This window comes from Chromobacterium sp. IIBBL 290-4, from assembly GCF_024207115.1.
Classification (GTDB): Bacteria; Pseudomonadota; Gammaproteobacteria; order Burkholderiales; family Chromobacteriaceae; genus Chromobacterium.
This window is the reverse complement of record NZ_CP100128.1, coordinates 1,330,923-1,351,226: the sequence shown is the minus strand read 5'-3', so window position 1 is coordinate 1,351,226 and position 20,304 is coordinate 1,330,923. Positions and strand designations below refer to the sequence as shown.

The window sequence follows — 20,304 nt, the reverse complement described above, 5'->3', positions numbered from 1 at the left end:
GAATCAGCGCGGACGGGTCGCGCTGGTCGGCTGCAGGGGCACGCCGGACAGGATGCGCGCCACGCTGCCGTCGGCCAGCATGGTTTGCAGGGTTTTGCTGAACTCGGTTCGTTCGGCGTAGTAAGGCGATTTTAGAGACAACACCAGATGATGAGGCCGGCTGTCGTCCAGCGACAGCGGCGCGCGGCGGACCTGAGGGGCGAATTCGGCGCGGCGCGCCAGCAGGCCGCTTTGCTGCTCGTTGCCTATCAAGACATCGATCCGTCCCGCCAACAGCTTGCGGAAGTTGGACTCGATGGAGGGCGCCGCATCGCGCTGGATGCGGGGATCGTTGTCGAAGGCCTCTTGATAACGCACGCCTTCCACCACGCCCACTTTCAATGACAGCAGGTCAACGTATTGGCTCAAGTCGCGTGGATCGTCGCGCCGTTGGTAAAGCGCCAGGCGATTGCCCTGGGCGAAGGGCGGATCGAGGTATTCCAGATATTGGGAGCGATCGTCTGCGCGTTGCACGCCTATCATCAGATCGGCGCGGCCTTGCTCCATGGCCGCCAGGCAACGCGGCAGCGGGCAATGCAGGAAACGCAGCGGCAGATGCATGCGCCGCGCCAGTTCGCGCACCAGATCGGTATAGGGACCAGCCGGCAAGCCTTGCTGATCGTAGTATTTCCAGGGCGGAAAGGCGTTGTAGGCGAAAACCAGCGACCGCTTCGGCTGAGGCGCGGCGGCCAGCGCGCTGCCTGCCAGGCAGAGCAGCAACAGGGCGATCAGTTTTTTCACGGCGATGAGAGCGTTGTGTTTTGGGCAATGTAGCCGCTAATCGGTCAAGTCATTGCATTTGCTTGCATTGTTCAATCGGGAGTGTTGTAAAAAAGTCTAAATTATATATATTCCATATATTTTAATTTATTAACATTATTACACCCAATCGACATACATTCGCCGTCGATGGTTGATCTGCTCAAAAAGATTCATCTTCAAGAGACGATTTAAAGGATTCTGCGGTCAAGACTGCCGCTGCCCGCGTCGGCTTGCCGCAACGCTATCGCCCAGTTTGCCTCGATGAGACCGCCTCGGATATCGGTCACGCCTTTGACGCCGATGCCGGCACCCTGAGCGTGTACAACGGCGGCGGCAAGCCGTATGCGGTGATCTACGGCAACTACTGCCCGGCGGCGCTGGCCACCGGCGCGGTGTACAACAACACCTCGTCCGGCGCCTTCAATTTCGGCGGCAGCACTTTCGCCTACCCGGTGCCGGCGGGTTTCCATGCCGGCGTGTGGTAAGTCGACTGTCCGCCGATGAACATAGAAAAAGCCCGCGTCAAAACGCGGGCTTTTTTGCGGGCGAGCAGCGGCTTAGTGTTGCAGGATCTTGGACAGGAACTGGCGCGCGCGTTCGCTGCGGGCGTTCAGGTCGCCGAAGAATTCGTCCTTCTTGCAGTCTTCAACGATGCGGCCCTGGTCCATGAAGATCACCCGGTCGGCCACGCGGCGGGCGAAGCCCATCTCGTGGGTGACGCACATCATGGTCATGCCTTCCTGGGCCAGCTCGGTCATTACATCCAGCACCTCGTTGATCATTTCCGGATCGAGCGCGCTGGTGGGTTCGTCGAACAGCATGGCGATGGGGTCCATCGCCAACGCGCGGGCGATGGCCACCCGTTGCTGCTGGCCGCCGGACAGCTGGCCGGGGTGCTTGTCGGCATGCGCCTTCAAACCCACGCGCTCCAGCAGCTTCAGGCCCTTGGCCATGGCTTCGTCGCGGCCGCGGCCCAGCACCTTGACCTGGGCGATGGCCAGGTTTTCGGTGATGGACAGGTGCGGGAACAGCTCGAAATGCTGGAACACCATGCCGACGCGCGAACGCAGCTTGGGCAGATCGGTTTTCGGCGCGCCGACCGAAATGCCGTCGACAAGGATCTCGCCCTGCTGGAACGGCTCCAGCGCGTTCACGCATTTGATCAGGGTGGACTTGCCGGAGCCGGACGGCCCGCACACCACCACCACCTCGCCCTTGGCGACCTGGGTGGTGCAGTCGGTCAGCACCTGGAAGTCGCCATACCATTTGCTGACCTTGTTCAGCGAAATCATTGCAGTCATACAGCCAACCTTTGTTGCAGGCGCTTCACCACGCGGGAAGCGCCAAAACTGATCAGAAAGTAGACCAAGCCGGCGAATATCAGGAATTCATGCGGCAGGCCGACGATGTCGCCCTTGGAGCGGGCGGTGTTCAGAAAGTCCATCAAGCCGACAGCGTATACCAGAGATGTGTCCTGGAACAGGATGATGGACTGCTGCAACAGCAGCGGCAGCATCTTGCGCAGCGCCTGCGGCAGCACCACCAGCCCCATCACCTGGTGATAGCGCATCCCCAGCGCGTAGGCCGCGGCGGCCTGGCCCTTGGGTATGGACTGGATGCCGGCGCGGACGATTTCGGCGAAGAAGGCCGCCTCGAACATCACAAAAGCCGTGAGGCTGGAGGTGAAGGCCCCCACCGGCTCCAGGCTGCCGGTCAGCCAGTTGATCAACAGCGGCACCGCCAGGTAGAACCAGGAAATCACCAGCAGCAGCGGGATGGAGCGGAAGTAATAGATATAGGCGGTGGCGAAGCCGGACAAGAGCTTGTTGCCGGACAGCCTGGCCAGGGCCAGCGCGATGCCCAGCAGCACGCCGCCGGCCACGCCGCCGACCAGCAGCTTCAGGGTCAGCGCCATGCCTTGCGCCAGGCCCGGCAGCGCCGGAACGATTTGGCTGAAATCCATCATTTGCCTCCCATCGTGCCGGGCACGCGCAGTTTTTTCTCCAGCGCGTTCATCGTCAGCATCAGCGTCATATTGATGACGAAGTAAATCACCGTGGCCAGGGTGAAGGCCTCGAAGATATTGGCCGAGAATTCCGCCGTCTGCTTGGTTTGCGCCAACAGCTCGGCCAGGCCGATCAAGGACGCCACCGACGAATTCTTGATGATGTTCAAGAATTCGCTGGTCAAGGGCGGAATGATCACCCGCATCGCCTGCGGCAGCAGCACGTGGCGATAGGTCTGGCCCAGGCTGAAGCCCATCGCCAGCGCGGCGTTGCGCTGGCCGCGGGGCAGGGCCTGGATGCCGGTGCGCACCTGCTCCGCCACGCGGGCGGCGGTGAACAGGCCCAGGCACACCACCACCGACAGAAACTGCGAGGTGGTGGGCGACAGGTCTTGCTTGAACCAGGTTTGCGCGCCTTGCGGCAGCATGTCCGGCACCAGGAAGTACCAGATGAACAGCTGCACCAGCAAGGGCACATTGCGGAACAGATCGACATAGGCGGTGGCGAGGCCCGCCACCCAACGATTGGGCACGGTGCGGGCCACGCCGGCCACGATGCCCACCAACAAGGCGATGACCCAGCCGGTCAGGCCCACCGCCAGCGTCCAGCCCAGGCCGCTGACGAACCAGTTGAGGTAGATCTCGCTGCCGACGCCGGTCGGCTTGAAGAAGACATACCAATCCCAGTGGTAATTCATGATGATGCCACTCCCCAGCCGCGCCGCAGGATGCGGGACGCGGTTATTCACGCTCCCCGCCGGCTGGCGCCGGGCAGGGTGAAACCGCCGCCCGCGGCAAACGGGCGGCTGCTGTCACAAGATATAGCCCAAGCGGCCGCCAGGCGGCCGGATGAGGGCTTATTCGGCGGGCTTGTCCGTCGGCTTGGCCAGCAGGGCCTTCAGCTCGTCGGACATCGGGAAGTTCAGGTTGAGGTTCTTGGGCGGCACCGGGCTGGTGAACCACTTGGCGTAGATCTTGTTGACCTCGCCGGACTTGAAGGTGTTGGCGAGCGCGGTGTCCACCACCTTCTTGAAGGCCGGGTCATCCTTGCGCAGCATGCAGCCGTAGATTTCATACGATTGCGATTTGCCGGTCACGGTCCAGCTGGCCGGGCTCTTGGCCTTGGCCATTTCGCCGTACAACAGCGCGTCGTCCATCATGAAGGCGACGGCGCGGCCGGATTCCAGCATCAGGAACGATTCGCCGTGGTCCTTGGCCGAGATGATGTTCATGCCCATATTCTTGCTGGCGTTCATCGCCTTGATCAGGCGCTCCGACGTGGTGCCGGCGGTGGTGACCACGTTCTTGCCCTTCAGGTCCGGGAAGTCTTTGACGCCGGAGGTCTTGGCGGTCAACAGGCGGGTGCCGATCTCGAAGATGCCGACCGAGAACGCCACTTGCTTGCCGCGCTCGGCGTTATTGGTGGTGGAGCCGCATTCCAGGTCCACGGTGCCGTTCTGCACCAGCGGGATGCGGGTCTGCGAGGTCACCAGGTTGTAGCGCACCTGGAGATTGGGCATCTTCAGCTCTTTCTTGACCTCGTCCACCACCTTGTTGGCGAGGTCCACCGAGTAGCCTATGGGTTTTTGGTTATTGTCGTAGTACGAGAAGGGGATGGAAGAATCGCGGTTGCCCAGCACGATGACGCCGGTCTCCTTGATCTTCTTCAGGGTGCCGGTCAGTTCGGCGGCCGAGGCGGTTTGCGCCGCCAGCGATGCCAGGGCGGCGATGGTACATCCGGCGATGACGGAAGTGCGAATGCGCATGAGGTTTCTCCTTATGACTCTCTTTGCGGGATGGGCGGCGCCGCATGCGGCGGCGCCTTGATTTTCTATATCGGCGGGCAGGGCGGGCGGCGGTTCAACCCTGCGCGGCGTTTCTCCTCGCCTGCGCGGGCAAGGTCTTGGCCTTGCCGCTGTGCCCGTTTCCTGCCTGCTGAATACTAGCGTCTTTGCGCTGTTGTGTTTGCGTCGATCAGGCTTTGAGGCCTTTATCGGTTAAATGGTTGGCCAGGCGGACAAAGTCTTCCACCGGCAGGTTTTCCGGGCGCAGGCCGGGGGCTATGCCCAGCGCTTCCAGGTCGGCCGCGTCGGCCAGGCCCTTCAGATTGTTGCGCAGCGTTTTGCGGCGCTGGGCGAAAGCCTGGCTCACCAGCTTTTCCAGCATCGCCTCGTCGCGGGCCACGCCGCGCGCGCCCGGCGCGGGAATCATCCGCACTACGGCCGAATCCACCTTCGGCGGCGGCCAGAACGCTTCCGGCGGCACGAACAGGATGTTTTCCATGTAGAAGCGGTATTGCAGCATCACCGACAAGCGGCCGTAGTCGGCGGTGGACGGCTCTGCCACCATGCGCTCGATCACTTCCTTTTGCAGCATGAAATGCATGTCGTGCACCCGGTTGCCGAAGGTGGCCAGGTGGAACAGCAGCGGAGTGGAGATGTTGTACGGCAGGTTGCCGACTATCTTCAGCGGCGCGTCGCTGACTGAGCCGAAGTCGAAGGCCAGCGCGTCGCCGCCGTGGATGGTGAGCCGTTCGGCCGGGTGCTCGGCTTCCAGGCGTTCGATGATGTCGCGGTCGATTTCGACCACATGCAGGTGTTTCAGGCGCGCCAGCAAGGGCTTGGTGATGGCGCCGAGGCCGGGGCCGATCTCGATCACGATGTCGTCCGGCTGGGGGTCGACGGCGTGGACGATGCTGGCGATGATGCTGGCGTCTTGCAGGAAGTTCTGCCCGAAACGCTTGCGTGGAATGTGCTTGCTCATGAATCTGCCAAATCTGGGTACAGCCCGGATTGTAACCCGGGCCGGCAAATGTCCCAAACGATTCAGACAGTTGGCTCAGGCCTTGCGCTGCGCCAGCAGGCACAGCAGCGATAGCGCGATCACCGCGGCTCCCAGCGCCAGCTCTCCCGCCACCGGCAGCGCGGCCAAGGCGGCCGACAGCAGCGAGGCGAACAGCATTTGCACGCAGCCCAGGATGGCCGAAGCGCGGCCGGCCGACTCGGCGAACGGCGCCATGGCCAGGCCGGCCGCCGGCCCCAGTGTGAGGGCGAAGCCGACGCTCAGCACTGCCACCGGCAGCATGTAATGCCAGGCGCCGGCGTGTTCGGCCAGGATCAGCAGCAACGCGCCCGCCGCCAGCATCAACACCAGGCCGCTCTTCAGCACCGCCCTTTGTCCGAAGCGGCCTATCATGGCCAGGCCGATGAAGCTGGCCGCCATGATCAGCAGCGCGTTGCCGCCGAACAAGAGGCCGAAGGTTTCGCTGGACAGGCCTTCGCGGGCGATGAGCACGCCCGGCGCCAGGGTGACGTAGCTGATGATCAGGCCCAGCGCCGCGCTGCTGCAGGCGCCGTTGCGCAGCATGGCGGGATGGCGCAGCACCGCGGCGAAGCCGGGGCCGGCCGGCTTGTCGGTCCGCTCCGGCAGCGTTTCCGGCATCAGCCAGTACAGGACGGTGAAGGCCAGCAGCGCCGACACCGTCAGGAACAGGAAACAGGCTTGCCAGCCGTAGGCGACGGTCAGCCAACCGCCGAAGGCCGGCGCCAGCGCCGGCACGATGTTGAGCGCGCCGCTGAGCAGGCTGTAGCGTTGGCCGGCGGCATTGCCGGAGAAGCAATCGCGAATGATGGTGAAGGCGCTGACGGTGCTGGCGCTGGCGCCCAACCCTTGCAGCAGCCGCAAAACCAGGAACAGCGGCAAGGACTCGCAACGGCTGGCCAGGGCGGCGCTGGCCGCGTAAACCAGCAGGCCGCCCAGCGCCACCGGGCGGCGGCCGACCCGGTCGGCCAAGGGGCCGAACAGCAATTGTCCCAGCCCCAGGCTGAACACGAACACGCTGATGCTGGCGGAGGCGTCGGCGTGGAAGAAGTCGCGCATGGCCGGCAGCGCCGGCAGATACAGGTCAATGCCCAAGGGATTGAACAGAATCAGCAAGATGGCGGCGGCGGTGGCCGGACTGGCGTGGCGGACGGCAAGGCTGGAGTGCGACATGGAAATCTTTTTGGATAGCGAAGGCGAGCGGCGATTCTAACATGCCGATCTGTGTATTATTTGGCATAAATTGATTTCAATCAGATGTTTCCATCATTTCAAGGGGGCGGGCGGCATCCGCCCGCCAAGCCTGGAATCGCGGCTTGGGCAATGTATGGCAACGTAAATCCACTGTCCGGGAGATGGTTGCCGAAGGGCCGCTCTGGTAACCTAGCGGCAGCCAAAGAACCAACGAACAGCCTGACATGAGCACCCAAGACACCCGAATTTACCTCGCCTCCGGCAGCCCGCGCCGCCGCGAGATCCTGGAACAGCTGGGCCTGCATCTGGAACGCATCCATGCCGACATCGACGAAACGGTGCGGCCGGGCGAAGACGCCGTGGCCTATACCGAGCGGCTGGCGCGCGAAAAAGCCGAAGCCGGCTGGAAAGTGGTGGCCTCTTGCGGCCTGCCGGAGCGGCCGCTGCTGGCTGCCGACACCACGGTGACGCAGGATGGCGAAATCTTCGGCAAGCCGGAGAACGCCGACGACGCGCGCCGCATGCTGCGCGCCTTTTCCGGCCGCAGCCATCAGGCCATCACCAGCGTGGCGGTGCGCCAGGGCGACAGGCTGAGCGTCAAGACCTCGGTCACCGAGGTGTTCTTCAAGCCGCTGAGCGAGGCCGAGATCGAGCGTTACATCGATAGCGGCGAGCCGTTCGACAAGGCCGGCGGCTATGGCATCCAAGGCCGCGCCGGCGTGTTCGTCGAACGCATCAATGGCAGCTTCACCGGCGTGATGGGCTTGCCGGTCCACGAAACCGCGCTGCTCCTGGCCGAATTCGGCTTCGATCTGCCTTAATCGGGAGCCGATATGCTGCATCAATCGATCGCGCTGCCGCGCGACCTGCCGCGGCCGCAGGAACAGATACTGGTCAACATCACGCCGCAGGAGACCCGCGTCGCGGTGCTGGAAGAAGGCATCGTCCAGGAATTGCATGTCGAGCGCGCCGCCAGCCGCGGCATCGTCGGCAACATCTACCTGGGCCAGGTGAAGCGCGTGCTGCCGGGCATGCAGAGCGCCTTCATCGAAATTGGCCTGGAGCGCGCCGCCTTCCTGCACATCGCCGACGTGTTGGAACAGCGCCAGCATCCCACCGAGCCGCAACGCATCGAAAAGATGCTGTTCGAAGGCCAGACCGTGCTGGTGCAGGTGATCAAGGACCCGATAGGCACCAAGGGCGCGCGGCTGTCCACGCAGATTTCGCTGGCCGGCCGCTTCCTGGTGCACCTGCCGCAGGAAGAGCACATCGGCGTGTCGCAAAAGATTGAAAGCGATAGCGAGCGCCACAGTCTGAAAGCGCGGCTGGAAAAGCTGTTGCCGCCGGACAGCCCCAAGGGCTACATCATCCGCACCAGCGCCGAAACCGCGCGCGACGACGAACTGGCGGCCGATATTGGCTACCTGAGCAAGCTATGGTCGGACATCCGCCACAAATCGCAGACGCTGCCGGGACAAAGCCTGCTGTATGAGGACCTGCCGCTGGCGGTGCGAGTGCTGCGCGACATGGTGAGCGGCTACACCGACAAGGTGCTGGTGGATTCCAACGAGAACTACGGCCGCATGGTGGAGTTTGCCGAGCAGTACGTGCAGATCGCGGTGGACAAGATCGAGCGCTACAGCGGCGAGCGTCCGCTGTTCGAGATGCACGGCATCGAGGCCGAGATCGACAAGGCGTTGGCGCGCCGCGTCAATCTGAAGTTTGGCGGTTATCTGATCATCGACCAGACCGAGGCGATGACCACGATAGACGTCAACACCGGCGGCTTTGTCGGCAACCGCAATTTCGACGAAACCATCTTCAAGACCAATCTGGAGGCCACCCAGGTGATCGCCCGCCAGCTGCGGCTGCGCAATCTGGGCGGCATCGTCATTGTCGACTTCATCGACATGGACAATGACGAGCACCAGGCGGCGGTGCTGGCCGAACTGGCCAAGGCGATGGCGCGCGACCGCACCCGCGTGACGCTGAACGGCTTCACCAGCCTGGGGCTGGTGGAAATCACCCGCAAGCGCACCCGCGAAAGCCTGGCGCATGTGCTGTGCGAACCCTGCCCCACCTGCCAGGGCCGCGGCGAGATCAAGACCGCGCAGACGGTGTGCTACGAGGTGCAGCGCGAGATCGTGCGCGAGGCGCGGCAGTACGACGCCAAGGGCTACCGCATTCTGGCGGCGCAGTCGGTGATAGACATGTTCCTGGACGAAGAGTCGCAGAGCCTGGCCATGCTGGTGGACTTCATCGGCAAGCCGGTGTCGCTGTCGGTGGAATCCACCTACACCCAGGAGCAGTTCGACGTGGTGTTGTTGTAATAGGAGGTCCGGCATGGCCGGACACGCCAGCGCGCCTGCTTAGGCGGGCGCAAACGAAAATGGGCAACGGCCAGCGGGCGGTTGCCCATTTTCTTTAGCCGCCGTTTCGAGGGCCGCGTTCTGCGGCAGCGGGTGTGAAGGCGCGTTGCCGGTTTTGAGCAGGCTAAGTCCGCTTGGGCGAGGCCGGGCCCGCGAGTAGACAGGCCGCTTGCGCACAGGCTGGCAGGAGCAAGCCGGGACGATGGTGTGGTTTTTTTGCTCAGCGTTTTTATCTGAATTTGATATGTTTTCCTTTTGTCTGAGCAATAAAATGCCATTTATGCAATGATTTTCAATATTTGCAATGTATGCGCATTGATTGAATGTGGAAATATTTGCAATGCATTCAGCATTAAATATAAGTTTACTCAAGAGCACAGATCCATGCCTGCATGGCATTGGTCTGCCTGGCAGTCCTGGAATATCCGAAGTCTCCATACAGTGAAGCATTGAAATTTTTCTGAACAAGGGGCCGCGCGGAGCTGGCGACATAGCTGTTGCCATCTTTAATGCGTATGTCATTTATTGCGGCGGCGCCGAATATGGCGGGTGATATGGAAAATGAAAAAGGGCTGTGTCCCAGCGCCAACTTTGGGATGAATGGCGAGAAAGTGTTCGGCATGCTGGGCGGCAGCCTGGGCGACAGGCGCGTCATTTACTTGAAACAGGCGGTGCCGGTACAGCAGATCGATCCTGCCAAGCTGAACGGCATCCGTCCCAGCGAAGTCTTCCGGACAGCGGGGCGTTGCGTAGGCAGCGAATGCGCCAATCATGACTCCGCCAGCGATCAGTGCTCCTTGGTGAACCGGATTGTCGACAAAGTCTCGCCCGGCACCGAGGAGCTGGCTTATTGCGCGATCCGCCCGGATTGCGTGTGGTGGCATCAGCAAGGCGGCGACGCCTGCCTGCGCTGCGCCAAAGTGATTACTCAAGACCTGCTGGCGCCGGCGGACATCGCCGAAGCGCGTTTGCCAGCCGGCCACCGTTGATGCCAATCCAACAAGAGCGGCGAGCAGCCGCCTTTCCATCCAACTACGAAAGGAAGTCATGATGAAGAAGAACGAAACCCTGCAAGCCGCCGATTTTGAAACCCAGCTGAGTGCCAGCCTGGAACTGGCCACGCTGGCTCGCCAGGAAGTGGAGCAAGTATCCGGTGGCCGCATCGCCGTCGACGGACTGGATATCATCGGACCGACCTCCGGCATGTTCCCGCGCGACAGATAATTAAGAGCTTGAGAGCAATTCGCGGCATCGGACAGGCTTGTCTGTTGCTGCGGCCGTCGAAGGCCATGCCCATTGTCGGGCATGGCCTTGTTTCTTTATCCAAGCCGGATTTTCGCGCAGCTGCTAGGATGTCCTCATTGTCGATGCAGGGGCGCTGATATGACATTTTCTTGCGACTTTTCCCAAGTCCCCATGCTCAGCCGGGAGGCTGGGCGGTATCCCTGGCAAGACCATGGCTGGCAACCTTTGGATGCGGCCGCTCCGGCTGCGGACGGCGCGGCTTTGTTGCAGGCGTTCAGCCAGAGCATGCCAGGCTGGGCCAATCGCTTGATGCGATGGCGCAATCGTCTGGTCGCCCCGCTGGGATTGAAAACCGGCACGGCCGGCGCGGATGCGGCGCCGGAGCGCTATCAGGAGGGGCAGCGTTTCGGCGTGTTCCGCATCCTGCATCTGGGTGAGAACGCGGCGCTGCTGGGGCAGGATGACGCGCATCTGGATGTCCGGCTGCTGCTGCAGTGGCGGCCGGGGCGGCTGGAGATTTGCACCTTGGTGCGGACCCATAATCTGTTGGGCAAATGCTATATGGCCTTGGTGACGCCCTGGCACTATCTGATTGACGCCGCTTGCCGTCGGCGGATGGCGGCGCGGCTGAACCAACGCCGGACTTGATGGACGCGCGGGCGCAGGCCGTTTAGCCGCGATGGCCCATCGCCGCCAGCATTTCCGGGCAACGCCCTTCTGCCTCCAATCCATCCCGCACGCCTTGCCGGTCGGCTGGGCTGCGGTTCTGGCTGACCTTCCATTTTCCCTCAATGGCTTGGATGGGAATCTCCACGCCGACCAAGGCTTTGAGCAGCCCCGCGGTAAAGTCCGCCGGGGCATCCTCCACCTGCCAGGCGTCATCGCGCTGGTGTTCAAGTTGATGCGTCAGGTAGTCGATCTGATCGCGGACCCAGGCAGCGTCGTCGATCACGCGCGCGACGCCGCGAACCTGAACCGTGGCGTAATTCCAGGTAGGCACAACCCTGCCGTGCTCGGCCTTGGACGGATACCAGCTGGGCGAGACATAGCACTGCGGGCCTTGAAAGATCAGTAGCGTCTGACCGCCCTTGAGCAGTGTTTCCAATTGCGGATGTTGGCGCGGCAAGTGGGCGCGCAGCACGCCGGACGCTTCGCCAGGGTGGAGCGAGAACGGAACCGGGTTGGCCATCGGCCCGTCGATGCCTATTGTGATCAACTGGGCCAGCGGGTAATCGCGGATCAACTGATGCAGGACTTTGCGGCGGGTTTCTTTGAATGCATTGGGGCAGTACATGGCAGTTTTTCGCGCAGCGATGGAAGCGCTGATTGTTCTCTGGAAAACGCAGTCTGTGAAGAACCACTTTGCATTTTCCGATGGCGCCAAAAGACGCCGCCACCGGCCTTGGAGCGGTGGCGGACGTTGCCGCTTGGCAGGTCTTCAGTGCGCTTGCGCCTGCCGGTTGGCTGGGCGCGGCTGCCGCAAGCGAGCCCAGCGGTCAGCCAGCAGCGACTTGATGGCGAACAGCACGCATGCCGCGTTGACCGGCACCAGCGTCAGCAATCCATGGCCCTCCACATAGCCTGGATTGCGGCGCATGTAAAACTGCGCGGCCTCATGGCGGATCTGCGCCCATTTGGTTTGCTCCGCCTGGGTGTCGCGGGTGCGCCAGCCTACATGCACCACGCCGGGCTCGGCGTCGTCTACCGCCTGCAGTTTGAATGCGCGGATCAGTTGCGCGGCAATGCGTCGATAACGACTGTCATCGGGATAGCGGGCGCTGGGCCACACTTGCGGCGCATATTTGCTGAGCAGCATGAAGCTGGAAGGATGAACCAGCGCGCCCAAATAATAAAGTTTAGTCAACGGCCTGCGCAGGCGATAAGCCAGCAATTGTCCAATCACAAACGGAGAGTTGCGATTACCCTGCCGGTATTCCCGTTTTAGCCCGGCTTCCATCCTGATAATGGTGGCGGGTTTGTTTTCTATTGTTTGCTCAAAGAAATGCATGGCGCAATAGCCCACGATATTTCCCTGCTTGTCTTTATGCAGCAGAATGCGTGTATATGGCGCAGTGGATTGAATAACATAATTGGCAAAGTCATTCTTGCTGACGCCATCAAAGATTTCTGCGTGAATCGGGTAGAGAGAATCGATCAGTTCTGCTTGCTTTTCTTGGTTTATCATGGAAGGGTTGATGATGATGGACTTTCCTGATTTGAACATGCTAGCCCCGTTTTATTTTGGCGAAGATATTTAAGGTATCTCCATCCTCCTTTTTGGCCTGCGCGGCTTTTTAGGCGAAATATAAATTAAGGCTTGAGAATGCAGTACCGGTCCATAGGGCAGTATGCAAAATCGTAATATGGCGCAGGGTGGATTTTGGGTGAGTATGAATATATTTATGGTTTTTTATTATATATTTGGCTTAAATCTGGCTGGGCAAGAATCGTTGCATGCCAAGTGGGTGGTTTTCTTCTGAGTGTGTGAGGCTATTGTGGGATGGCGTTTATTGCCGAATGAGCTTATGAATTTATTGCTTTATCTCCGCAAGATGGGCGCGTCAGGCTGTCTGAGGCCGCCTGGGTTTGCGCGTGGCGGCGGAGAGTACGGCATGCGCAGAACCTGCGGCGGAATGTACTGAGCGGATCGGCTGAGTGGCGTGGGGTGAAATCATCCCCGGCAGGAGAAGGAAGCGAATCAGGCAGTTTTCGAGAAAGGACGCGTTCAAACACAGCCGGCCCGCCTTGAAAAAAGGCGGGCCGGCTAAGGCTAGCAGCAGTTACTTTCAGTTATGCGACGTAGTCTTCAGCGGCGTGGACTGGACGGTGAACTGAACGTTGGAACCCACCTCGCCGGTAACGTTAACCGTGATAGGGGAAGTCAGCAGGTAAGTGCCATCCGCTTGTTTGACCGAGCCCGGCAGATTCTGGCTGTAGTAGAACTGCCCGGTCTGGGTGATGGTGGTGGGCGGCACCTGGCCGATCGAGATTTTGGCGATGCCGGTATAGCTGGATTGCGCCGGCACGTTGAAGGTAATTTCCTGTTGCAGATTCAGGGTGTTGGTATTCGTTGTCGTTTGAGACGACGAAGAGGTGGATGTCACCGAGAACGATGCGGTCAGGCTGGCCTGGATGGAGTCGACGTCCGGAATGCCCTCCGTGGCGGTGATGGTGGCCGAAATGGCCGCGGTGGTCTCGTATTGCTGCGAGGTGGTGTTGGAGATTTCCACCGTCTTGCCCACCGCGACGGTATCGGTCACGGTCAGCACTTCGGATGAGGCATTGGTGCCCTGGATGGTTTCGGTAAAAGTTTGGCCCGGTTGGATGGACGCATCCACATTGACGGTGACCGACGACACCACGGTTTTCACCGGCGAGATCAGGCTGTAGGAAAAGGAGCTGACCTTGTCGTTCATGCCTCTGTCGGTGAGATCCAGCACGGCGGGTTTGCTGTAGGTGCCAAACGGGTTGCTGGCGCCTACGGATACCGATTGGCCGCTGCCGTCGGAATTGTCTGAGAGTTTCAGTAATTGCGGCGGCGTGAGGCTGGGGAAATTGATTGAGGAGCCTTGGTCCTGCAGCCACCATTTGGCGATGGAGACCGGCGTGCCGATCGGCCATTCGGACAGGAACAGGGTGGCGAAAGTGCCGCGTTCGCCGGTGTCGTAGAACAGCTGGAACCAGCCCTGGCTCGAATCGACATTACGCCACACGCCGCCGCTAAGGCAGTCGTTAGCGCCGTAGGCTACCAAGTCTATTGTTTGCACTTGCCCGTTGCCGATTAAGTCAACGCACACGCCGGCGCCGGAGAAGTCATAGGGGTTGGCGTTTTGCACGACATTGTTGCAGAGAGTGCAAACCACATTTTCAGGCAGATTGAAAACAATCCAGGTGGCATTGTCCTGCATGGATGTGCCGGAAAATGAAAAGAAATTGCTGGCTGGATATTGCGGGCTATTGGTATCGATAACCAGAGAAGGGCTGTTCCAGTTATTGTCCTTGAACAGAATGATTTGGCCAGGCTGGCAGCTTCCGGTAAACGGCGTGGAAGTGCGCGGCGGAACATAAAATGGCTGCTGGTAAACATTGTTGCCCATGTCAATCCTTTCCTCTGTTAATCAATACATGGAATGTCGTTTGTTGAAAGCGCATTCCTGCGTGACGTCAATCAGATAAGAGAAAGGAAAACTCACACCGCGGTGAAATCGTGCAGGTGTGAGTTTGCCATGCCCGGGTGGTTGAATTGCAAGATGCTGCCAGGGCACGATTGAGTGTGGTTCACGATTTTAGATATGCCAAGGTGAATCTCTTATTGCTTCATAAGGAAATTAGTTCTTTTTGATACTGTTCGTTATGTGAAATAGCAAGTGGGAATCACGGCAAGGCGCGGCTGCCCTGCCTAAGCGCCGCTTATGATTCGGAGCGGGAAGCTGGGTGAGAGTTAGTGATTTAGAGGAAGTGACTGTCATTTAGGACAGGTTTGATATCTGCTATTGTGTGTGGCGCTTGACTTGGCTGATCCCGTTTGCAGGGGGCGATTAACCGGCGGCCCTACATTGTAAGGCAGCCGGTTTGGTTACTTAATTATTACGCAAAATATGATGAGTGTGAAATGTTTCATTGCTTGTGGGATTTACAGGTTACGCTAAATTCTCTCCAGGCATGTATCATGCTAAGGGACGAGCCGAATATGGAAGTGATGGTTATGATTGACCATCGGTACAATTTTGGCTGACTTGTTCACCCAGGGACCAAGAAGATTATTGGGAGGATTGATGCCAGGTAGTGGGATGTTGACGCCATCAGGAAAGCGCCCCTCTATCAATGGTTTGTTAAACCAAGCTTTATCTCCTATGTATATTTTTCGTAATCTCATGGCTAATTGGCTTTCTAGGGCGCTGAGTGCGGCACGGTTTGCGCGAATCCAGTTAATCAAGCGATTAAGATTCGGCTGGGTGCTTGAGCCACTTTTCACTTCCGCTCTGGCGGCATTCACTACGCGTATGATTTCCGCTCCATCATTGTCTCCTCTCATTGGACTATCCCAGCGGCCGTTTTCATCCCAATAACGCAAGTCAGCATCATAACCACCCTTGTGCGTGCTGTGCACACCCATGGATCGGCCTGCGGCATTTTGCCAAGCATGCTGGCCTGATATATCGCCGAGCAAGGGTAAAGTTGTGGAGTTTAATATGGCCAGCATATCGTTACGCAGCCAGCCATCGCCACCTGTTGCATCATCACGAGAACCATAGCGTCGGTTTTCTGGCATGTTGGATACATTTCGTATTTCAAATAGAGGCTGAAATGTATCCTTTTTTGTGAGCGGGAAGGTCATAGGCTGAAGCTGAGAACTTTGCGTTACTCCATCTTTTTCTGTGAAAAGAGTTGCTTGCAACTGAGCTAGGCCTGGAGCTGGATTGAGAAGTAAAGGGTCAGTGATTGCATATTTGACTCGTATCAATCCTGGACGCAATAATGAAAACGGCGCATTTTCCGTGAGTAATGATTGTTTATTTTGATAGCTGAGGTAAAGTGCTACTTTACGGATGTCCACGTTGATAGGGCTAAATGTGATGTCCATCTCCCACGGTCGATTTACTCCAAATGGCTGTCCCATTTTGGTTGGCAGGCTGATGTTGTAATTTTTATTGCCACCATTTGAGTCATCTAACCACAATCCATTTTTGTATTCGAATTTCTCTATGGAAAAAACCGCGCCCAGAATTTGGATGTCAACACTGGTGGGCAGAGAGCTGTCTCCAATATTTACAGTTGACGCGCCAATTCGGCATTGTATTGGAGAGGTTCGTTTAGGGTCTAGCGTAATGCCATGGCTATATGTCAGTTCGCCGGTATGACTATGAGTATTGTTAACTTGTCCTGCCTGATTTTTTTGCTGTCCGGCGCATGTCCACCAGTAACTCCAAGAATCGTTGAACTTATTGTTTGGATCTGTGCTATAACCAGGATATTCTTTTGTGTCAATCTTGGTTAGAATGTTGATTCTGTTTATTCCTGTAGGGATGAACACCTCTCTTTCCTGTTGCATGGTGACATTTTGTTGACCACCAATTACATTCACTGAACCGATTTCCTCTGCTCGATGTTGAGGCTGAGATGGTTTGGCTTGCGTATGTTTATGACGTTGCGGTCGTTTGTAAGTGGAACTGTCTAGGCCTAGAGGAATAATCATGCTCTTCATAGCACTACCTGGCTGTGTAAGTTCCAATGGAACAAAAATGGTCTTCCCTGGCGTGGTAACTAAAAACATGGCATTGGCCGCATGACGTTCATTGGGGTCTATCAATTCAACCAAGTAGTTGTCAATTGGGACTGTGCCAAAATCAAACTTTCCGTCACTGGATAGTTGGCTGACCCAGCTTAATCGATTACCAAATCCTCTCAGCGCCACTACTGCCCCCTTTAATTCTGCCGCTATTTGTGCGTTATTCTGCTTAAGCTGACCGTGGATTCGATTGTTGGCATAGTAAAAGTAAAACGAAAGATTGAAGCTATCACCTTGGCTGTCATAGCCGAATAGATAAAGCTCATGGCGCTGCAATGGCTGTAGTTGCGAGCGGATTTTGTCTGTATGCAGCGTGATTTGGCCATTGCTCTGCAGGGTGATTTGATCTTTCAGATTGAACGCATTTGAGCCATTGTCTAGCGTGGCCTGCAAAGAATGCAGGCGACGATTGCTAGGAGAGTAAAACGCAATGGTTTGTGGGCCGGCCTGATCAGAAAGTATGGTACCCAGCGTAGTCTCTGAAGACTTAAGGGTGAGGTCTGAAATCCCGCCCAGCTTGCCGGTTTCGTCTGGCTCTTGCATAGCGCCATGGTTTGCCCCAGCCAAGGTGAGCTGACTGAACTTGGCAAGATAGCGCTGTTTGCGACCTTGTATCATTAATTGGATTTGCTCCTGGCTGCCGGTATCCATACCAGTTATCACATTGACCTTGTTGCCGAGCAAGGTGAGCGATTGCAAAGCCGGGCCTGATACCTGTTCAACTTTTTGCGGCGTATCGCCATCCTGGAGGTGAACGCTGTAAAGGCTCGCGGGGCTAGCCAACTCTTCCAAAGTCAAAACTACGGGCTGGCAGATGCCTCCCTTTTTCCAGAGTGATGGTGCTTGCGCCGGGTTCCAGTTGGCTCCACTACGCGCTAAATGATTGGTTAGCGCGGTGTATTGAAGGTTTTGATATGTAGCGATTTCACCTGCCAGATAGATCCGCCCTTCTTGCCAGCTTGCGCCGCAAGGCTGGGGCGCTGCATTGGCGCATTGTCCGCCATGGCGCCACAGAGAAGGCGCGTCGACAGGGTTCCAATTTGCGCCGGCCGGCGCTTGGTGGTTGCGCAAGGCGGTAAAGCTGCGCGACAGATACAGAACCTGCGCTCCTTGCTGATAAAGGGTATTGGGCTGCCAGTTGGGGCAGTCTTGCGCGGTGGCTGCATGGGCAATAAGCAATAAAACCAATGCTGAAACCGCTCGCGTGAAACGCTTGCTTGAATGGTGCATGGTGAGCTCCTGAGCGAATAGGATGCATGCTTTTGGTATGTGCTGCGTGGGGAATGGTAAAAGCAAGGTGAGCCGCTAGGCTTCTGGTCGAAATGTGGGCGTGGTCAAAAGTGCAGTTTGGACGTGGCCTGGCTGAGGCAGAAAGTCAGCTGGCAAAGCGGCGCTGCATGGATCACTGGAAGTGCCGCCACCTGTGAAAATACGTCGGGGACACCTCTCGCTTCTCATCGAGCGAGGGGCATGGGTTGAGCGGGAGCGGTTATCTACTTGCCAAGCGCGAGCAATAGGGTCGCGGGTATGGCCTGCGGCCAAACCGCGCTACGGCGGGATTCCCGCCCACCCGGCACAGGCCGGGTGGGCGGTTTTGCATGGACGCGGCTTAGGCGGATACGGCTTTGCGGACGAAGTAGCCTTGGGCGCGGGAGAGCGGGCGGGGGGCGTGGAGGGTGAGGGCTTTCAGGCTGGTGGCGGCGTCCAGGGTCAGGCAGCGGGCGCCGCCGGCCGTGATGACGTAGGTGTCGGAATGGCGGTAGCCGCCTTCTTTTTCGATATACAGGCCGGGTTCTATCGATACCGCCATGCCGGCTTGCAGCACGTCGTCGCTGCCTTCGGCCAGCCACGGGCCTTCGTGGTTGGACAGGCCTAGGCCGTGGCCGGTGCGGTGCAGGCGGATGCGCCAGTCGGCAAAGCCTTGCTCGGATAGAAAGCGGTTCACCGCCTGATCGATCACCGCGCAGGGCGTGCCGGGGCGCAGCAGCGATTCCGCCAGGCTGCGGGCGCGGCACATCAGGGTGAAGCGCTCCTGGCTTTCTTGCGTGGGCGGGCGGGTAAAGAAGGTGCGCTCGCACTCGGCGGTGTAGCCGTCCAGCCGCACCACGCAAATCACCACATGCGGGCCGCCCTCCAGCTTTTGCGTCAGGCGGGGGATGGCGTGGGGCTGGGCGCTGAGCGGCGCCGGCCACGGCGCCAGCAGCACCTTGGTGCACAGCGGGTCAAAGTGATGCTCATGCTGGATGATGCCGCGCAGCAGGCGCGAGCCCAGGGCATAGCCTTCCGCCACGGACATGCCGTCGTACGCGCGGGCCAGCAGCCGGTTCACCCCTTGCGCCGCGTAGGCGGCGGCGCGTTCCAGCCGGGCAATCTCCCAGTCTGATTTCACCAGCCGCACCCGCTCCAGCGCGGCGCAGGCGCGGCCGCCCAGCTCTTGCAGTACCGCCGCCAGCTGCCAGCTGGCGCTGGGGTCAAAGGCAAAGTCCGCCGGCAACAGCGGCTGCAGCTTGGTTTGCCAGTCCTGGCCCTTGGGGGCCGGGTATTCGCGGTAGCTGTGAATGTCCGGCCACTCCACGCCCCAGGCCGATTGCAAGTGGGCGTATTCCAGCTGCGGCACCAGCAGATGGCGGCGGCCGCTATCCACCTCCAGCAGCAGAAAAAAAGGCCGCTCCAGCGGCTCAAAGCTCAAGCCGGCCAGGTAATACAAACTGTCCGCGCCGCAGGCCAGGTAATGGCTGATGCCCGCCTCGCGCAGTTGCTGGCGCAAGGCGTGGTCGCGTCGGGACATTTCCTGAAAGTGCGCCGTGTCGTAAATCATCTTGCTGCCTCCTGTTGAATGCGCCACTGGCACCGCCCGCGCGGGCGGCGTGGCGGAGTGGGCCTCCATGAATTGAGCATAGAGACGGAAAAAGCGGCGATGCGGCCCGCGGCGGCGCAAGCGGCCCGGCCTGGGCGGCAGGCTAGACAAACTGGCCAAAGGGCCAGGCCACCGGGCCGCATCGTGTTGCCAAAACCACAGTGTTTACCGCAGCGCCTCCAGCTGGCGCTGGCACTGCGCAAAATGCTGGTGCAGCGGGTAAAGCAGGCTAAACAGCTGGCGGGACGACAAGGGTGTGCTGTCCGCCAGCCGCAGCAGGTCCAGCAGCGATTGCAAACTGGCGCAACTGACGGCCAAGGCGCGCTGTTGCTGGGCAAGAGCGTGCTCAATGTCCGCGCACTGGTGGGCCAGCTGCGCTAGCGGCAGCCGCAAATCGGCATGGCGGGCGGGGCCTAGCCGGCTTTGCAGCTGGGCAAGGGCCAGCTTCAAGGCGGTTAACGATGCGGCGCGGGCGGCTTTACCGCCGCGAGAAGCAGTAAACGGGCCACGGCGCGGCGCCGGGGGCGTCTGGTGGGTGGAATGAGGCATGCGTATCCTCCAGCGAGAAAGTCCGCCCGCCCGGGCGCGAGCCAGCGCCAGTCCGGCCAGCGGCCGGGTAAAAGGCCAAGGCGCGCGGGCGAGCGGCAAGTCAGTGCGTCCCGTGCGGGAGCGGAGAAAGCGGCGAGGGCGGAAGGTGCCTGATGCGCAGGCGGCGCGGAGCGCG

At 59.5% G+C, this 20,304-nt stretch carries 20 protein-coding genes; 6 read left to right on the top strand and 14 right to left on the bottom strand.

The window, feature by feature from the left end:
- Positions 1-3: 3 nt before the first annotated feature.
- Positions 4-780 carry a substrate-binding periplasmic protein gene (locus NKT35_RS06275; RefSeq protein ID WP_254299886.1) on the bottom strand — a complete coding sequence of 259 codons (777 nt, stop codon included), beginning with the start codon at positions 778-780 and terminating at the stop codon, positions 4-6.
- A gap of 251 nt (positions 781-1,031) precedes the next feature.
- Between NKT35_RS06275 and NKT35_RS06270 the strand changes: the two genes are divergently transcribed.
- Positions 1,032-1,286, top strand: a complete 255-nt coding sequence (locus NKT35_RS06270; RefSeq protein WP_254299885.1) for a hypothetical protein — start codon at positions 1,032-1,034, stop codon at positions 1,284-1,286.
- A gap of 72 nt (positions 1,287-1,358) precedes the next feature.
- On the opposite strand, the gene NKT35_RS06265 is transcribed toward NKT35_RS06270, so the two are convergent.
- From NKT35_RS06265 to NKT35_RS06240, 6 genes are all read right to left on the bottom strand, one after another.
- Complete coding sequence (locus tag NKT35_RS06265) at positions 1,359-2,093, bottom strand: amino acid ABC transporter ATP-binding protein (RefSeq protein WP_254301355.1); 735 nt, start codon at positions 2,091-2,093, stop codon at positions 1,359-1,361.
- Positions 2,094-2,098: 5 nt separating this feature from the next.
- Positions 2,099-2,764, bottom strand: coding sequence for an amino acid ABC transporter permease (locus NKT35_RS06260; RefSeq protein WP_371926494.1), 666 nt, complete (start codon positions 2,762-2,764; stop codon positions 2,099-2,101).
- Positions 2,764-3,504 (bottom strand): amino acid ABC transporter permease, encoded by a 741-nt coding sequence (locus NKT35_RS06255; RefSeq protein WP_254301354.1) that lies wholly within the window; start codon positions 3,502-3,504, stop codon positions 2,764-2,766. The genes NKT35_RS06260 and NKT35_RS06255 overlap by 1 nt, the downstream gene beginning before the upstream one ends.
- Positions 3,505-3,663: 159 nt before the next feature.
- Entirely contained in the window at positions 3,664-4,572 is a 909-nt protein-coding gene (locus NKT35_RS06250) for a glutamate/aspartate ABC transporter substrate-binding protein (RefSeq protein WP_254299876.1), read from the bottom strand.
- A gap of 208 nt (positions 4,573-4,780) precedes the next feature.
- Positions 4,781-5,569, bottom strand: a complete 789-nt coding sequence (rsmA, locus tag NKT35_RS06245; protein WP_254299874.1) for a 16S rRNA (adenine(1518)-N(6)/adenine(1519)-N(6))-dimethyltransferase RsmA — start codon at positions 5,567-5,569, stop codon at positions 4,781-4,783.
- A 75-nt stretch (positions 5,570-5,644) separates the two neighbouring features.
- Complete coding sequence (locus NKT35_RS06240; protein ID WP_254299872.1) at positions 5,645-6,799, bottom strand: multidrug effflux MFS transporter; 1,155 nt, start codon at positions 6,797-6,799, stop codon at positions 5,645-5,647.
- Positions 6,800-7,044: 245 nt separating this feature from the next.
- Here NKT35_RS06240 and NKT35_RS06235 point away from each other — a divergent pair, with 245 nt between their 5' ends.
- Both NKT35_RS06235 and rng read left to right on the top strand, forming a co-directional pair.
- Entirely contained in the window at positions 7,045-7,641 is a 597-nt protein-coding gene (locus tag NKT35_RS06235) for a Maf family protein (RefSeq protein WP_254299870.1), read from the top strand.
- A 12-nt stretch (positions 7,642-7,653) separates the two neighbouring features.
- A complete protein-coding gene (gene rng / locus NKT35_RS06230; protein ID WP_254299868.1) occupies positions 7,654-9,150 on the top strand; it encodes a ribonuclease G in 1,497 nt (498 codons plus the stop codon).
- Between the two features lie 39 nt (positions 9,151-9,189).
- Here the strand turns inward: rng and NKT35_RS06225 are convergent, their stop codons facing one another.
- Positions 9,190-9,561 carry a hypothetical protein gene (locus NKT35_RS06225; RefSeq protein ID WP_254299866.1) on the bottom strand — a complete coding sequence of 124 codons (372 nt, stop codon included), beginning with the start codon at positions 9,559-9,561 and terminating at the stop codon, positions 9,190-9,192.
- A gap of 182 nt (positions 9,562-9,743) precedes the next feature.
- Between NKT35_RS06225 and NKT35_RS06220 the strand changes: the two genes are divergently transcribed.
- The 3 genes from NKT35_RS06220 to NKT35_RS06210 all read left to right on the top strand — a co-directional run bounded on the left by NKT35_RS06220 (position 9,744) and on the right by NKT35_RS06210 (position 11,082).
- Positions 9,744-10,178, top strand: coding sequence for a hypothetical protein (locus tag NKT35_RS06220; protein WP_254299864.1), 435 nt, complete (start codon positions 9,744-9,746; stop codon positions 10,176-10,178).
- 58 nt (positions 10,179-10,236) lie between these two features.
- The gene (locus NKT35_RS06215; protein WP_254299862.1) at positions 10,237-10,413 is read left to right on the top strand and encodes a hypothetical protein; all 177 of its coding nucleotides are present in this window, start codon (positions 10,237-10,239) and stop codon (positions 10,411-10,413) included.
- Positions 10,414-10,572: 159 nt separating this feature from the next.
- Positions 10,573-11,082, top strand: coding sequence for a DUF2867 domain-containing protein (locus NKT35_RS06210; RefSeq protein ID WP_254299860.1), 510 nt, complete (start codon positions 10,573-10,575; stop codon positions 11,080-11,082).
- 22 nt (positions 11,083-11,104) lie between these two features.
- Here the strand turns inward: NKT35_RS06210 and NKT35_RS06205 are convergent, their stop codons facing one another.
- The 6 genes from NKT35_RS06205 to NKT35_RS06180 form a co-directional block, all read right to left on the bottom strand.
- Positions 11,105-11,728 (bottom strand): FMN-binding negative transcriptional regulator, encoded by a 624-nt coding sequence (locus NKT35_RS06205; RefSeq protein WP_254299857.1) that lies wholly within the window; start codon positions 11,726-11,728, stop codon positions 11,105-11,107.
- A gap of 144 nt (positions 11,729-11,872) precedes the next feature.
- Positions 11,873-12,658 (bottom strand): hypothetical protein, encoded by a 786-nt coding sequence (locus NKT35_RS06200; RefSeq protein WP_254299856.1) that lies wholly within the window; start codon positions 12,656-12,658, stop codon positions 11,873-11,875.
- A gap of 562 nt (positions 12,659-13,220) precedes the next feature.
- Positions 13,221-14,531 carry a hypothetical protein gene (locus tag NKT35_RS06195; RefSeq protein WP_254299854.1) on the bottom strand — a complete coding sequence of 437 codons (1,311 nt, stop codon included), beginning with the start codon at positions 14,529-14,531 and terminating at the stop codon, positions 13,221-13,223.
- Between the two features lie 575 nt (positions 14,532-15,106).
- Positions 15,107-17,953 (bottom strand): carbohydrate-binding protein, encoded by a 2,847-nt coding sequence (locus tag NKT35_RS06190; protein WP_254299852.1) that lies wholly within the window; start codon positions 17,951-17,953, stop codon positions 15,107-15,109.
- Between the two features lie 379 nt (positions 17,954-18,332).
- Complete coding sequence (locus tag NKT35_RS06185; RefSeq protein ID WP_254299849.1) at positions 18,333-19,541, bottom strand: M24 family metallopeptidase; 1,209 nt, start codon at positions 19,539-19,541, stop codon at positions 18,333-18,335.
- Between the two features lie 204 nt (positions 19,542-19,745).
- Positions 19,746-20,129, bottom strand: a complete 384-nt coding sequence (locus NKT35_RS06180) for a DUF1484 family protein (RefSeq protein WP_254299847.1) — start codon at positions 20,127-20,129, stop codon at positions 19,746-19,748.
- Positions 20,130-20,304: the final 175 nt, after the last annotated feature.